The following is a 12086-nucleotide window of genomic DNA, read 5'->3' on the forward strand; positions in this document are numbered from 1 at the left end:
ACAGGAGATAATCATGGCTAACCGTATCAAGAAGGGCGACCAGGTTGTCGTCAATGCCGGCAAGGACAAGGGCGAGCGTGGCGAAGTGCTTCGCGTCGACGGCGACCGCGTGGTCGTTGCCAACGTGAACATCGTCAAGCGCCACACCAAGCCGAATCCGCAGGCAGGCGTTGCCGGCGGCGTGGTCGAGCGTGAAGCGTCGATCCATATCTCCAACGTGAATGTGCTGAACCCGGCTTCGGGCAAGGGCGAACGCGTTGGCTTCAAGGTGCTGGAGGATGGACGCAAACTGCGTGTGTTCCGCTCCAGCGGTGAGGCGCTCGACGCCTGAGGAATGTGAAGATGACTTCCCGTCTCGAAAAGTTTTACAAGGAAGAAGTGGTGCCGGCGCTGATGAAGCAGTTCGGCTACACCAATCCGATGGAAGTGCCGAAGCTGGTCAAGGTCACCCTGAACATGGGTGTCGGCGAAGCGGCCACCAACAAGAAGATCCTGGAAAACGCCGTCGGCGACATGACCAAGATTTCCGGCCAGAAGCCGGTTGTCACCAAGTCGCGTATCTCGGTTGCGTCGTTCAAGATCCGTGATGGTTGGCCGATTGGCTGCAAGACCACGCTGCGTCGCCACAAGATGTACGAGTTCCTGGATCGCCTGATCAACATCTCGCTGCCGCGCGTGCGCGACTTCCGTGGTGTTTCCGGTCGTTCCTTCGACGGTCGCGGCAACTTCAACATGGGTGTGAAGGAACAGATCATCTTCCCGGAAATCGACTTCGACGCTGTCGACGCGATCCGCGGCATGGATATCGCCATCACCACCACTGCGAAGACCGACGCGGAAGCGAAGGCGCTGCTGGCAGCGTTCAAGTTCCCGTTCCGTAACTGATTCGTCGAGGATACCGAAATGGCAAAGACCTCCATGGTCAACCGCGACATCAAGCGGGAAAAGCTGGCCAAGAAGTACGCCGACAAGCGTGCCGCTCTGAAGAAGATCGTCTCCTCGCTGGAGTCGAGCTACGAAGAGAAGATCGAAGCCGCAACCAAGCTGGCCAAGCTGCCGCGCGATTCGTCGCCGAGCCGCCAGCGCAACCGTTGCGAGCTGTCGGGCCGTCCGCGTGGCGTCTACAGCAAGTTCGGCCTGGGCCGCAACAAGCTGCGTGAAGCCACCATGCGCGGCGACGTGCCGGGCCTGCGCAAGGCCAGCTGGTAATCCCAGCCGGTCCTGCGACCAGGAACCCCTCCGGGGGTTCCTGAACAGGTCAGGGCAGGCATTCAGGCTTGCCCAAGCAAAAAAACCCGAAGAGCCCGGCGCAAGTCGGGCTCTTTTGGCGTATACTCCCGCGTCTTGCCCTGCGCGAGCGGGGTTGTAGGGGTAGGCCATTGGCCTGCCGCAAGAAGGGACCTGGCCCGTTTCCAGGAGACAACAGATTTTCGCGAAAGCGGATATCGGTGCACTCAAAGGTACTCATATGAGCATGACTGATCCCATCGCCGACCTGCTGGTCCGCATCAAGAATGCGGCCGCGGTTGGCAAGCAGACGGTGAAAGCCCCGTCGTCCAAGATCAAGGTTGCGATCGCCCAGGTCCTGAAGGACGAGGGTTACATCACCGACCTGCGCGTGACCCAGCTGGAAAACAACAAGTCCGAGCTGGAAATCGTGCTGAAGTATTTCGAAGGCAAGCCGGTCATCGCGACCCTGAAGCGCTTCTCGCGTTCGGGCCTGCGCCAGTACCGCGGCAAGAGCGAACTGCCGAAGGTCATGAACGGCCTGGGTATCTCCATCATTTCCACCTCCAAGGGCATCATGACTGATGCGCAGGCGCGCCAGCTGGGCGTCGGCGGCGAAGTCCTGTGCTTCGTGGCCTAAGGCGAGAGGAGTAAGAATATGTCCCGCGTAGCCAAGAAGCCCGTCGACCTGGGTAAGGTTGAACTGAACGTCCAGTCCGAATCCGTCACCGTCAAGGGCCCGAAGGGCACCCTGTCGCTGCCGAAGCCGGCCGGCATTGCCATCAACGTCGAGAACGGCGTTGCCACCCTGAGCACCGAGAATGCGGATCTGATCCCGCTGACCGGTACCGTCCGCGCCATCCTGTCCAACATGGTCAAGGGTGTTTCCGAAGGCTTCGAGCGCAAGCTGGAGCTGGTCGGCGTGGGTTACCGTGCTGCCATGCAGGGCAAGGACCTGAGCCTGTCGCTCGGCTTCTCGCACCCGGTGGTGTTCGTTGCTCCGGAAGGCATCACCATCAGCACCCCGACCCAGACCGAGATCCTGGTCCAGGGCGCCGACAAGCAGGTCGTTGGTGAAGTTGCCGCCAAGATCCGTGCGTTCCGCAAGCCGGAACCGTACAAGGGCAAGGGCGTGAAGTACTCCGACGAAGTCATCATCCGTAAGGAAGCCAAGAAGGCCTAAGCGCGAGTCCCTCACCAGGGAAAAGCCTGACCTTCAGCTTTCAAGGAAAACACATCATGAACAAGAACATCGCCCGCCTGCGTCGCGCCAAGTCGACCCGTGCTCACATCCGCGAGCTGGGTGTGGCCCGTCTGTCGGTGCTGCGCACCGGCCAGCACCTGTACGCACAGGTCTTCACCGCCGACGGCTCCAAGGTGCTGGCTGCTGCCAACACCACCCAGGCCGACGTCAAGGACGGCCTGAAGAACGGCAAGAACGCCGACGCCGCTGCCAAGGTTGGCCGCATCGTTGCCGAGCGCGCCAAGGCCGCTGGCATCGAGAAGGTTGCCTTCGATCGTTCGGGTTACCGTTACCACGGCCGCATCAAGGCCCTGGCTGACGCCGCCCGCGAAGCCGGCCTGCAGTTCTAAAAGGTCAGGGCAGGGGGCGTTCGTCTCCTGCCCGCCTGCTCGCCAGCCTGAGCGAGGCTGGACGGCGCCGTTCTTCTGCAGCGGCCCACCGGAACAACGCGGTACTCCACAACCATAAGCGGCCCCGAGCCGTACATACCCAAACAACCAAGGAATCAAGATGGCAGAAGAACGTCAGCAGCGGGGTCGCGATCGCGACCGCAACCGCGAAGAGAAAGTCGACGACGGCATGATCGAAAAGCTGGTCGCGGTCAACCGCGTCAGCAAGACCGTCAAGGGCGGTCGCCAGTTCACCTTCACCGCCCTGACCGTGGTCGGCGACGGCGAAGGCAAGGTCGGTTTCGGCTATGGCAAGGCGCGCGAAGTGCCGGTCGCCATCCAGAAGTCGATGGAACAGGCTCGCAAGAACCTGGTCAGCGTTGACCTGAACAACGGCACCCTGTGGCACACCATCAAGGATGGCCACGGCGCTGCACGCGTGTTCATGCAGCCGGCTTCGGAAGGTACGGGCGTCATCGCCGGCGGTGCCATGCGCGCTGTGCTGGAAGCGGTGGGCGTGAAGAACGTGCTGGCCAAGGCCACCGGTTCGCGCAACCCGATCAACCTGGTGCGTGCCACCGTGAAGGGCCTGACTGCAGCGCAGTCGCCGGCTCGCATCGCGGCCAAGCGCGGCAAGAAGGTGGAGGAACTCAACCATGGCTAATGAGTCCAACAAGACTGTGAAGGTGCGCCTGGTGCGCGGCCTGCGTGGTGCTCAGTCGCGTCACCGCCTGTCGGTGCGTGCTCTGGGTCTGAACAAGCTCAACGATGTGCGTGAACTGAAGGACAGCCCGCAGGTTCGCGGTCTGATCAACACCGTTCACTACCTCGTCAAGGTTGAGGAGTAATCGATCATGACTCTGCGTCTCAATGAACTGAGCCCGGCACCGGGCGCCCGCACCGAGCGCACCCGCGTCGGTCGCGGTATCGGCTCGGGCCTGGGCAAGACTGCCGGCCGCGGCCACAAGGGTTCGTTCGCCCGTAAGGGTGGCGGCAAGATCAAGGCTGGCTTCGAAGGCGGCCAGACCCCCATGCAGCGTCGTCTGCCGAAGATCGGCTTCCGTTCGCCGATCGCCAAGGACACCGCTGAAGTGCTGCTGTACGCGCTGGACAAGCTGCCGGCCGGTGAGATCGACTTCGCCGCCCTGCGTGCTGCCAAGCTGGTCCCGAGCACTGCCAAGAAGGCCAAGGTCGTCGTCAAGGGCGAAGTGACCAAGGCGTTCACCCTGAAGGGTATTGCTGCCACGGCTGGTGCCAAGGCCGCGATCGAAGCTGCCGGCGGCAGCGTAACGGAGTAAGAAAATCATGGCGCAAGCTGGCATCGGTAACCTCGCGGGCGGAATGGGCAAGTTCACTGAACTTCGCCAACGTTTGCTGTTCGTCGTCGGGGCTTTGATCGTCTATCGCATTGGCTGCTACGTGCCGGTGCCGGGCGTCAATCCCGATGCCATGCTTGCCATGATGCAGCAGCAGGGCGGCGGCATCGTGGACATGTTCAACATGTTCTCGGGCGGCGCCCTGCACCGTTTCAGCATCTTCGCGCTGAACGTGATGCCGTACATTTCGGCATCGATCGTGATGCAGCTGGCCGTCCACATCTTCCCCGCGCTGAAGGCGATGCAGAAGGAAGGTGAGTCCGGCCGCCGCAAGATCACCCAGTATTCGCGCATCGGCGCCGTGCTGCTGGCAGTGGTGCAGGGCGGTTCGATCGCCCTGGCCCTGCAGGGCCAGGTCTCGCCGTCGGGCGCTCCGGTCGTCTACGCACCGGGCATGGGCTTCGTGCTCACCGCCGTGATCGCGCTGACCGCCGGCACCATGTTCCTGATGTGGGTCGGTGAGCAGGTGACCGAGCGCGGCATCGGCAACGGTGTGTCGCTGATCATCTTCGCCGGCATCGTGGCCGGCCTGCCGACCGCGGTCATCCATACCTTCGATGCCTACCGCGACGGCAACATCCAGTTCATCCAGCTGCTGCTGATCGCCATCGTGGTGCTGGCCTTCACCTTCTTCGTGGTGTTCGTCGAACGCGGCCAGCGCCGCATCACGGTGAACTACGCACGTCGCCAGGGCGGCCGCAACGCGTACATGAACCAGACCTCGTTCCTGCCGCTGAAGCTGAACATGGCGGGCGTGATCCCGGCCATCTTCGCCTCCAGCCTGCTGGCCTTCCCGGCTACGCTGACCATGTGGGCCGGCCAGGCCGCCAACCAGAGCACCTTTGGCCAGATCCTGCAGAAGGTCGCCAATGCCCTGGGCCCGGGCGAGCCGCTGCACATGATCGTGTTCGCTGCGCTGATCACCGGTTTCGCGTTCTTCTATACCGCGCTGGTGTTCAACTCGCAGGAAACCGCCGACAACCTGAAGAAGTCGGGCGCGCTGATTCCGGGCATCCGTCCGGGCAAGGCCACCGCCGACTACATCGACGGCGTGCTGACCCGCCTGACCGCAGCCGGTTCGGCTTACCTGGTGATCGTCTGCCTGCTGCCGGAACTGATGCGCACGCAGCTGAATGCCTCGTTCTACTTCGGTGGTACTTCGCTGCTGATCGTGGTGGTGGTGGTGATGGACTTCATCGCCCAGGTGCAGGCGCACCTGATGTCGCACCAGTACGAGAGCCTGCTGAAGAAGGCCAACCTGAAGGGCGGCAACCGCGGCGGCTTTGCTCGCGGCTGATCAGCCTGTTATACTTTCGTCTTCCTGACGTGATGGTCCCTCCGCTTCGCGGACTCCGGCCACACAAACGAAGGGCGGCCCCCGCAGCGGTTCCGGGTGGGGGTGTGATGAGGTGGTCCCGCGCAGGAGTAGCGCGGGCGGCCCCGGAGGAAACTCCAGGTCCAACCCCATCCGGCGCCGGAGCCTGGGCACACTCCCCAGGCCGGGTTCATGAAACCAATGGTTTCACGGGCTTCCATGTAAACCGGAACCTTGTTAGTATCGCTAGTTCACTTTTTTGATCCATCCTGCCGGATTGGCGCGCCTACGGTGCGCTGTCGGCCATCACTCAGCTGGAGAACCGCGTCATGGCGCGTATTGCAGGCGTCAACCTGCCAGCCCAGAAGCACGTCTGGGTCGGGTTGCAAAGCATTTACGGCATCGGCCGTACCCGTTCGAAGAAGGTCTGCGAAGTCGCAGGCGTTGCTTCGACCACCAAGATCCGCGATCTGTCGGAGCCGGAAATCGAGCGCCTGCGCGCCGAAGTCGGCAAGTACATCGTGGAAGGCGATCTGCGCCGTGAGATCGGTATCGCGATCAAGCGCCTGATGGACCTGGGCTGCTACCGCGGCCTGCGTCACCGTCGTGGCCTCCCGCTGCGTGGCCAGCGCACCCGTACCAACGCCCGCACCCGCAAGGGTCCGCGCAAGGCGATCAGGAAGTAAGGGACTGACAAATGGCTAAGCCCGCTGCTAAGACCAAGAAGAAGATCAAGCGCGTCATCACTGATGGCGTTGCCCACGTCCACGCTTCGTTCAACAACACCATCGTGACCATCACCGACCGCCAGGGCAACGCTCTGTCGTGGGCGACCTCCGGTGGCGCTGGCTTCCGCGGTTCGCGCAAGTCGACCCCGTTCGCAGCCCAGGTGGCTGCCGAAAAGGCCGGTCGTGCTGCGCTGGACTACGGCGTGAAGTCGCTGGAAGTCCGCATCAAGGGCCCGGGTCCGGGCCGTGAGTCGGCCGTGCGTTCGTTGAACAACGTCGGCTACAAGATCACCAACATCATCGACGTGACGCCTATCCCGCACAACGGGTGCCGTCCGCCGAAGAAGCGTCGCGTCTAAAGGGAGCGATAAGAAATGGCTCGTTATATCGGTCCTACCTGTAAGCTCGCCCGTCGCGAAGGCGCCGACCTGTCCCTGAAGAGCCCGGCGCGTGCGCTGGACTCCAAGTGCAAGCTGGAGCAGAAGCCCGGCCAGCACGGCGCCACTGCCCGTAAGGGCAAGCTGTCCGACTACGCCACCCAGCTGCGTGAAAAGCAGAAGGTCAAGCGTATCTACGGCCTGCTGGAGCGTCAGTTCCGCAACTACTACAAGAAGGCCTCGACCAAGAAGGGCAACACCGGCGAGAACCTGCTGCAGCTGCTGGAAACCCGCCTGGACAACGTCGTCTACCGCATGGGCTTCGCCGTGACCCGTCCGGCTGCCCGTCAGCTGGTGTCGCACCGCGGCGTCACCGTGAACGGCAAGTCGGTCAACCTGGCTTCGTACCAGGTCAAGGCTGGCGACGCCATCGCTCTGTCGGAAAAGGCTGCCAAGCAGCTGCGCGTCCAGGAAGCCCTGACCGTCGCCGCCCAGCATGACCTGAGCCCGTCGTGGGTCGAAGTGGATTCCGGTAAGTTCACCGGCATCTTCAAGGCTGTTCCGGATCGTTCGGACCTGCCTGCGGACATCAACGAAGCGCTGATCGTCGAGCTGTATTCGAAGTAATTCACATTGGAGAGCCCCCGGCGACGGCCGGGGGTTCACTAGGAGAACCCGCAACATGACGGTTACCGCCAACCAGGTTCTGCGTCCTCGCGGTCCGCAGATCGAACGCCTTACCGACACCCGTGCAAAGGTCGTTATCGAACCTTTGGAGCGGGGTTACGGGCATACGCTGGGCAACGCCCTGCGTCGCGTGCTGCTGTCGTCCATCCCGGGCTTCGCCATCACGGAAGTCGAAATCGACGGCGTGTTGCATGAGTACACCACGGTCGAAGGTCTGCAGGAGGACGTGCTCGAAGTCCTGCTGAACCTGAAGGACGTGGCCATCCGTATGCACTCCGGCGACACCGCCACCCTGTCCCTGTCCAAGCAGGGCCCGGGCGTTGTCACCGCTGCCGATATCAAGGTCGACCACAATGTGGAGATCCTGAACGGCGAACATGTGATCTGCCACCTGACCAAGGACACGGCAATCAACATGCGTCTGAAGATCGAGCGTGGTTTCGGCTACCAGCCGGCTGCTGCGCGTCGTCGTCCGGACGAAGAAACCCGTGCCATCGGCCGCCTGGTCCTGGATGCCTCGTTCTCGCCGGTCCGCCGTGTCGCCTACGCCGTGGAAGCGGCGCGTGTCGAACAGCGTACCGACCTGGACAAGCTGGTCATCGATATCGAGACCAACGGCACCATCGATGCCGAGGAAGCCGTGCGCACCGCCGCCGACATCCTCAGCGACCAGCTGTCGGTGTTCGGTGACTTCACCCACCGCGACCGCGGTGCGGCCAAGCCGGCCAACAACGGCGTGGATCCGGTGCTGCTGCGCCCGATCGACGATCTGGAACTGACCGTGCGTTCGGCCAACTGCCTGAAGGCGGAAAGCATCTACTACATCGGCGATCTGATCCAGAAGACCGAAGTGGAGCTGCTGAAGACCCCGAACCTGGGCAAGAAGTCGCTCACCGAAATCAAGGAAGTGCTGGCCCAGCGTGGCCTGTCGCTTGGCATGAAGCTGGAAAACTGGCCGCCGGCCGGTGTCGCCAGCCACGGCATGCTGGGCTGATACGGCCCCCTGCTGTACCTGAAGGCTCCACCGTTCGCGGTGGAGCCTTCAACCGGTTTACGAAACACGCCACGACGAACCGAAGGTTCGCGGGCAGGTCGTCCAGGACGGATGACCAGGACCATCCGCAGTCCGTGCAGCAACGCCAGGAAGGCGACATCGATCCACAACGCCTCATCATTAACCAAGGAATTCCACCATGCGTCACCAGAAGTCTGGCCGTAAGTTCAGCCGCACCAGCGCCCACCGCGAAGCAATGTTCAAGAACATGGCTGCGTCGCTGTTCAAGCACGAGCTGATCAAGACCACCCTGCCGAAGGCCAAGGAACTGCGCCGCGTTGCCGAGCCGCTGATCACCCTGGCCAAGGTCGACTCCGTCGCCAACCGCCGTCTGGCCTTCGCCCGTCTGCGCGACAACGAAGCCGTGGGCAACCTGTTCACCATCCTGGGCCCGCGCTACGCGAACCGTCCGGGCGGCTACCTGCGTCTGCTGAAGTGCGGCTTCCGCGCCGGCGACAACGCACCGATGGCCTACGTCGAGCTGGTTGACCGTCCGGCCGTGGCCGAGGCAGTGGCCGAGTAATCGGACCGCTCCAACGCGACACAGCGAAAGCCCGGCGACTGCCGGGCTTTTGCGTTTCCGGGGTCGGATCCCGTGCCGCAGGCACGGGCTCTGACCCCATGATCGCCGCGCAACGGGTCAGAGCCCTTTGCCTGCGCAAAGGGATCTGACCCACACCGTTCCGACAAGCGTGGCCTGCAGCGGTTCGAATGGCGCGCGCTCTCGGTTACGCTTGGCGCCTGATCACTTGAGCGTTGACGATGAATCCACTGCGCTGGCCCTTCCGCGCCCAATTTCTCCTGGGCTTCCTGATCTGCGCAGGCCTGCTGGGCTATGCCATCTTCCTGCAGCTGAAGATGGGGCTGGAGCCCTGTCCGCTGTGCATCTTCCAGCGCCTGGCCTTCGCCGCCCTGGGGCTGTTGTTCCTGATCGGGGCGCTGCATGGGCCGTCGAACCGGCCGGGCCGGGCCACCTACGGCATTCTCGCCTTCATCGCCGCAGCGGTCGGGTTCGGCATAGCAGCGCGCCATGTGTATGTGCAGCTGCTGCCGCCGGAGATGGGCGCGACCTGCGGCCCGCCGCTGAGCTTCCTGAGCGAGACGATGGGGCCGTTGGAGGTATTCCGCACGGTGCTGACCGGCACCGGCAACTGCGGCAACATCGACTGGACGTTCCTGGGCCTGACCATGCCGATGTGGTCGGGCGTGTGGTTCGCGCTGCTGGCGCTGTGGGCGCTGGTGGTGTCGTTGCGCAAGGTAGCGCGTTGAGAACCAAGCGGGGTCAGATCCCTTTGCGCAGCAAAGGGATCCGACCCCTGTCCGGCCCCTGTCTGCTCAGAAGTCCTGCTGCAGGCTGAGGTAGGCGCCGCGGCGCGGGCCCCACTGCGGGGCAAATACGCCCACGCCACCGCCATCACGCAGCTGGTAGCTGCGATCCAGTGCATTGAGCACCGCCAGCTGCACGTGCAGCGGGTGGCCGCTGTCGGCGTTGAAATCGTGCCCGGCGCTCAGGTTCACCTGCAGGTAGGACGGCAGTTCACCGCCATTGGGCACGGTGTCGGTGTCGGAACGCAGGCCACTGCCGAACACATAGTTCGCACCCACCCGGTTGTGCCCGGCAAAGGCGTAGCTCAGGCCGCCGGACGAGGTCAGCCGCTGGTCGTGGTCCAGGTGGATCCAGTGCTGGGCCGCATAGGCCAGCGCGTCCGGATCCAGGTTGTACTGGCCGGTGATGACGTCGGTGCCGATCGCCTTGCTCAGTGCCGCGTTGAAGTAGGCGCTGAAGGGCCCGTTGCTGTAGTCGGCGCTGAATTCCAGCCCACGGATATGGCCACGGCGGTAGTTGAAGGTGGAATAGATGTAGGCCGCGCCGAACTGGCCTTCGTCCTGAAGGCGGTCCACCCGGCGGTCGTAGGCATCCAGGCCCAGGGTGAGGTGATCACCGACCTGCTGCGAAACGCCGATGTCGTAGTAATCGCTGCGCTCGGCCAGCGGCGTGGTCGTGCCGACGGCGGACTGTGCGTTGGTGGTGCCGTCGTACAGGGCGATGTCGGTGCTGCCGATCAGTTCGCTGGCCGGCGGGGTGAAGTAGCGCGAGTAGCCGGCGTGGAAGGTGGTGCTGTCGCCGGCATTCCAGACCACGCCCAGGCGCGGGCTCAACTGGCCTTCGGTATGGCCGAAGGCGGTGTAGCGGTCGCCGCGCAGGCCGTAGTTCACGGTCCAGTCGTCACCGATGCGCCATTCGTCCTGCACATACAGGGCGGCGGTACGGGCGGTGAATGCGTTGGCATCGGCAATCTGCAGCGGCGTGGTGCTGGCCTGCTGGCCCTGCGCATCCACCGGGAACACCCAGCTGGCGTTGCTGGCGCGTGCATCCTCGTGGTTGCCGTACAGGCCATAGCGCAGGGTGTGGTTCATCCCCAGCGGAGTGGAGAAATCGGCCTGCACGGTGCTGGCGCGGTTGCTGCGCTGCACCTGCGAGGCGACGCCGCTGAACACCAGGTCGCCGGCGATATCGGGATTGAAGCCCACATCGCTGTAGCGCTGGCCGGCCGAGAGCTGGTAGGCGGTGTCGCCCAGGTTGCCCTGCAGCACCAGCATGCCGAAGCGGGTGGTTTCGCGCTGGGTTTCGTCCAGCTGGCTGGAGTCGAAGGTGGTGGTGTCCAGATAGCCGAACTGCGGTTCCTGGCCGGGGTTGACCGGAATCTGGAAGCGGTTGTTGGCGAAGCCGGCGAACAGGCTCAGGCGGGTGTTGTCGTTGACCAGGTAGGTCAGGTCGGCGAAGGCCTTGCCCTGGTGGGTGTCGTCATGCTGCGGCCGGCGGGCGTTGGTCGGGCTTTCCAGGCCGACCTCGTTCTGGTCGTAGTTGCCGGTCAGGAACCAGCTCCAGCGCCCCTGGCTGCCCCACCACGAGGCGTTGGGGTTCACCTTGCCGTATGAGCCGGTGGTGATGCCGGCGCTGCCGCCATTGCCCAGCTCGGCGCCGCTGCGAGTGTTGATGTCGACCACCGCGGCGGTGCGCTCGCCGAACTGGGCCGGCAAGGCGCCGTCCATCAGGCGGATGCTCTTGATCGTGCGCGCATCCAGGGTCTGGCCGAAACCGGAGATCGATTCGGGCAGCAGCACGCCGTTGATCCGGTACTGCAGGTTGGCGTGGTCGCCGCGCACGTGCACGCCACCGTAGGAGTCCTGGACCACGCCCGGGGCCTGCAGCAGCACCTGGCTGAGCGGCGCGGCGGCGCCCAGCGGCTGTTTCTGGATGTCCTCGGCGGTGATCTGATACTGGCTGCTGCCGATATCCGGGGAGAGCGCGTTGCGCGCCTGGTCGAGCTGGGCGCTGACGGTGACCACGTCGAGGTCTTTCACCGCCGGAGACGCGCTGTCGGCGGCCAGGGCGACGGTGGGCAGGCTGGCCAGGGCCAGGACGAGGGTGACGGCCGTTGCGAGCGGGGAGGGCTTCATGGTCGGGATGGGGTCGATGGGAGGGAGGGGCCGGTCCATGACGGGAAGTGTTACTTCCTAACAACTGAGAGCGGATCATGCGCCTGCCCGGGGCGCTGTGGGCATGCCGGTTGTGGCGGATCGGCATGCGCTTTCTGCGCCGTTCAGCTGGCCGGCCCGGGCCAGGTGCTTTGCGTCAGCCGCGCCCTCTGCGACCATGAACGTCCCCCTCCTGTTCCTCCGGATGTC

General features: G+C 64.0%; 17 protein-coding genes. 16 read left to right on the forward strand and 1 reads right to left on the reverse strand.

The features are described 5' to 3' along the window. Positions 1-13 precede the first annotated feature (13 nt). From rplX to C1931_RS04250, 16 genes are all read left to right on the forward strand, one after another. The gene (gene rplX, locus C1931_RS04170) at positions 14-331 is read left to right on the forward strand and encodes a 50S ribosomal protein L24 (protein WP_108748658.1); all 318 of its coding nucleotides are present in this window, start codon (positions 14-16) and stop codon (positions 329-331) included. Positions 332-342: 11 nt separating this feature from the next. Further along, entirely contained in the window at positions 343-885 is a 543-nt protein-coding gene (rplE, locus tag C1931_RS04175; RefSeq protein ID WP_004145361.1) for a 50S ribosomal protein L5, read from the forward strand. An 18-nt stretch (positions 886-903) separates the two neighbouring features. Beyond that, a complete protein-coding gene (rpsN, locus tag C1931_RS04180) occupies positions 904-1209 on the forward strand; it encodes a 30S ribosomal protein S14 (RefSeq protein WP_108748659.1) in 306 nt (101 codons plus the stop codon). 259 nt (positions 1210-1468) lie between these two features. Then, the gene (rpsH, locus tag C1931_RS04190; RefSeq protein WP_005408210.1) at positions 1469-1867 is read left to right on the forward strand and encodes a 30S ribosomal protein S8; all 399 of its coding nucleotides are present in this window, start codon (positions 1469-1471) and stop codon (positions 1865-1867) included. Between the two features lie 18 nt (positions 1868-1885). After that, on the forward strand, positions 1886-2410 hold the full coding sequence (rplF, locus tag C1931_RS04195) for a 50S ribosomal protein L6 (protein WP_108752275.1): 525 nt from the start codon (positions 1886-1888) through the stop codon (positions 2408-2410). Between the two features lie 56 nt (positions 2411-2466). Continuing rightward, positions 2467-2820 carry a 50S ribosomal protein L18 gene (gene rplR / locus C1931_RS04200; RefSeq protein ID WP_093817438.1) on the forward strand — a complete coding sequence of 118 codons (354 nt, stop codon included), beginning with the start codon at positions 2467-2469 and terminating at the stop codon, positions 2818-2820. A 160-nt stretch (positions 2821-2980) separates the two neighbouring features. Continuing rightward, the gene (rpsE, locus tag C1931_RS04205) at positions 2981-3523 is read left to right on the forward strand and encodes a 30S ribosomal protein S5 (RefSeq protein WP_053448882.1); all 543 of its coding nucleotides are present in this window, start codon (positions 2981-2983) and stop codon (positions 3521-3523) included. Then, complete coding sequence (rpmD, locus tag C1931_RS04210) at positions 3516-3707, forward strand: 50S ribosomal protein L30 (protein WP_004145412.1); 192 nt, start codon at positions 3516-3518, stop codon at positions 3705-3707. The genes rpsE and rpmD overlap by 8 nt, the downstream gene beginning before the upstream one ends. Before the next feature lie 6 nt (positions 3708-3713). Then, a complete protein-coding gene (gene rplO / locus C1931_RS04215) occupies positions 3714-4157 on the forward strand; it encodes a 50S ribosomal protein L15 (protein WP_004154498.1) in 444 nt (147 codons plus the stop codon). 7 nt (positions 4158-4164) lie between these two features. Further along, positions 4165-5532: a preprotein translocase subunit SecY gene (gene secY / locus C1931_RS04220; protein ID WP_108752276.1), complete on the forward strand. Its 1368-nt coding sequence runs from the start codon at positions 4165-4167 to the stop codon at positions 5530-5532. Positions 5533-5879: 347 nt separating this feature from the next. Beyond that, the gene (rpsM, locus tag C1931_RS04225; protein ID WP_004145437.1) at positions 5880-6236 is read left to right on the forward strand and encodes a 30S ribosomal protein S13; all 357 of its coding nucleotides are present in this window, start codon (positions 5880-5882) and stop codon (positions 6234-6236) included. Positions 6237-6247: 11 nt separating this feature from the next. Then, on the forward strand, positions 6248-6637 hold the full coding sequence (gene rpsK / locus C1931_RS04230) for a 30S ribosomal protein S11 (protein WP_042614211.1): 390 nt from the start codon (positions 6248-6250) through the stop codon (positions 6635-6637). Between the two features lie 15 nt (positions 6638-6652). Beyond that, on the forward strand, positions 6653-7282 hold the full coding sequence (gene rpsD, locus C1931_RS04235) for a 30S ribosomal protein S4 (protein ID WP_004145446.1): 630 nt from the start codon (positions 6653-6655) through the stop codon (positions 7280-7282). A 55-nt stretch (positions 7283-7337) separates the two neighbouring features. Then, positions 7338-8336, forward strand: a complete 999-nt coding sequence (gene rpoA / locus C1931_RS04240; RefSeq protein WP_108755496.1) for a DNA-directed RNA polymerase subunit alpha — start codon at positions 7338-7340, stop codon at positions 8334-8336. Positions 8337-8535: 199 nt separating this feature from the next. Beyond that, complete coding sequence (rplQ, locus tag C1931_RS04245; RefSeq protein WP_108748664.1) at positions 8536-8919, forward strand: 50S ribosomal protein L17; 384 nt, start codon at positions 8536-8538, stop codon at positions 8917-8919. Between the two features lie 239 nt (positions 8920-9158). Then, a complete protein-coding gene (locus C1931_RS04250) occupies positions 9159-9665 on the forward strand; it encodes a disulfide bond formation protein B (RefSeq protein ID WP_108755497.1) in 507 nt (168 codons plus the stop codon). A 66-nt stretch (positions 9666-9731) separates the two neighbouring features. On the opposite strand, the gene C1931_RS04255 is transcribed toward C1931_RS04250, so the two are convergent. Further along, positions 9732-11858, reverse strand: a complete 2127-nt coding sequence (locus tag C1931_RS04255; protein ID WP_108755498.1) for a TonB-dependent receptor — start codon at positions 11856-11858, stop codon at positions 9732-9734. Between the last annotated feature and the right edge of the window lie 228 nt (positions 11859-12086).

This window comes from Stenotrophomonas sp. YAU14A_MKIMI4_1 (assembly GCF_003086855.1).
Taxonomy (GTDB): Bacteria; Pseudomonadota; Gammaproteobacteria; order Xanthomonadales; family Xanthomonadaceae; genus Stenotrophomonas.

Coding starts and splice junctions, on each gene's coding strand:
- rplX (WP_108748658.1), top strand. CDS start 14: ATGGCTAACCGTATCAAGAAGGGCGACCAGGTTGTCGTCAATGCCGGC.
- rplE (WP_004145361.1), top strand. CDS start 343: ATGACTTCCCGTCTCGAAAAGTTTTACAAGGAAGAAGTGGTGCCGGCG.
- rpsN (WP_108748659.1), top strand. CDS start 904: ATGGCAAAGACCTCCATGGTCAACCGCGACATCAAGCGGGAAAAGCTG.
- rpsH (WP_005408210.1), top strand. CDS start 1,469: ATGAGCATGACTGATCCCATCGCCGACCTGCTGGTCCGCATCAAGAAT.
- rplF (WP_108752275.1), top strand. CDS start 1,886: ATGTCCCGCGTAGCCAAGAAGCCCGTCGACCTGGGTAAGGTTGAACTG.
- rplR (WP_093817438.1), top strand. CDS start 2,467: ATGAACAAGAACATCGCCCGCCTGCGTCGCGCCAAGTCGACCCGTGCT.
- rpsE (WP_053448882.1), top strand. CDS start 2,981: ATGGCAGAAGAACGTCAGCAGCGGGGTCGCGATCGCGACCGCAACCGC.
- rpmD (WP_004145412.1), top strand. CDS start 3,516: ATGGCTAATGAGTCCAACAAGACTGTGAAGGTGCGCCTGGTGCGCGGC.
- rplO (WP_004154498.1), top strand. CDS start 3,714: ATGACTCTGCGTCTCAATGAACTGAGCCCGGCACCGGGCGCCCGCACC.
- secY (WP_108752276.1), top strand. CDS start 4,165: ATGGCGCAAGCTGGCATCGGTAACCTCGCGGGCGGAATGGGCAAGTTC.
- rpsM (WP_004145437.1), top strand. CDS start 5,880: ATGGCGCGTATTGCAGGCGTCAACCTGCCAGCCCAGAAGCACGTCTGG.
- rpsK (WP_042614211.1), top strand. CDS start 6,248: ATGGCTAAGCCCGCTGCTAAGACCAAGAAGAAGATCAAGCGCGTCATC.
- rpsD (WP_004145446.1), top strand. CDS start 6,653: ATGGCTCGTTATATCGGTCCTACCTGTAAGCTCGCCCGTCGCGAAGGC.
- rpoA (WP_108755496.1), top strand. CDS start 7,338: ATGACGGTTACCGCCAACCAGGTTCTGCGTCCTCGCGGTCCGCAGATC.
- rplQ (WP_108748664.1), top strand. CDS start 8,536: ATGCGTCACCAGAAGTCTGGCCGTAAGTTCAGCCGCACCAGCGCCCAC.
- C1931_RS04250 (WP_108755497.1), top strand. CDS start 9,159: ATGAATCCACTGCGCTGGCCCTTCCGCGCCCAATTTCTCCTGGGCTTC.
- C1931_RS04255 (WP_108755498.1), bottom strand. CDS start 11,858: ATGAAGCCCTCCCCGCTCGCAACGGCCGTCACCCTCGTCCTGGCCCTG.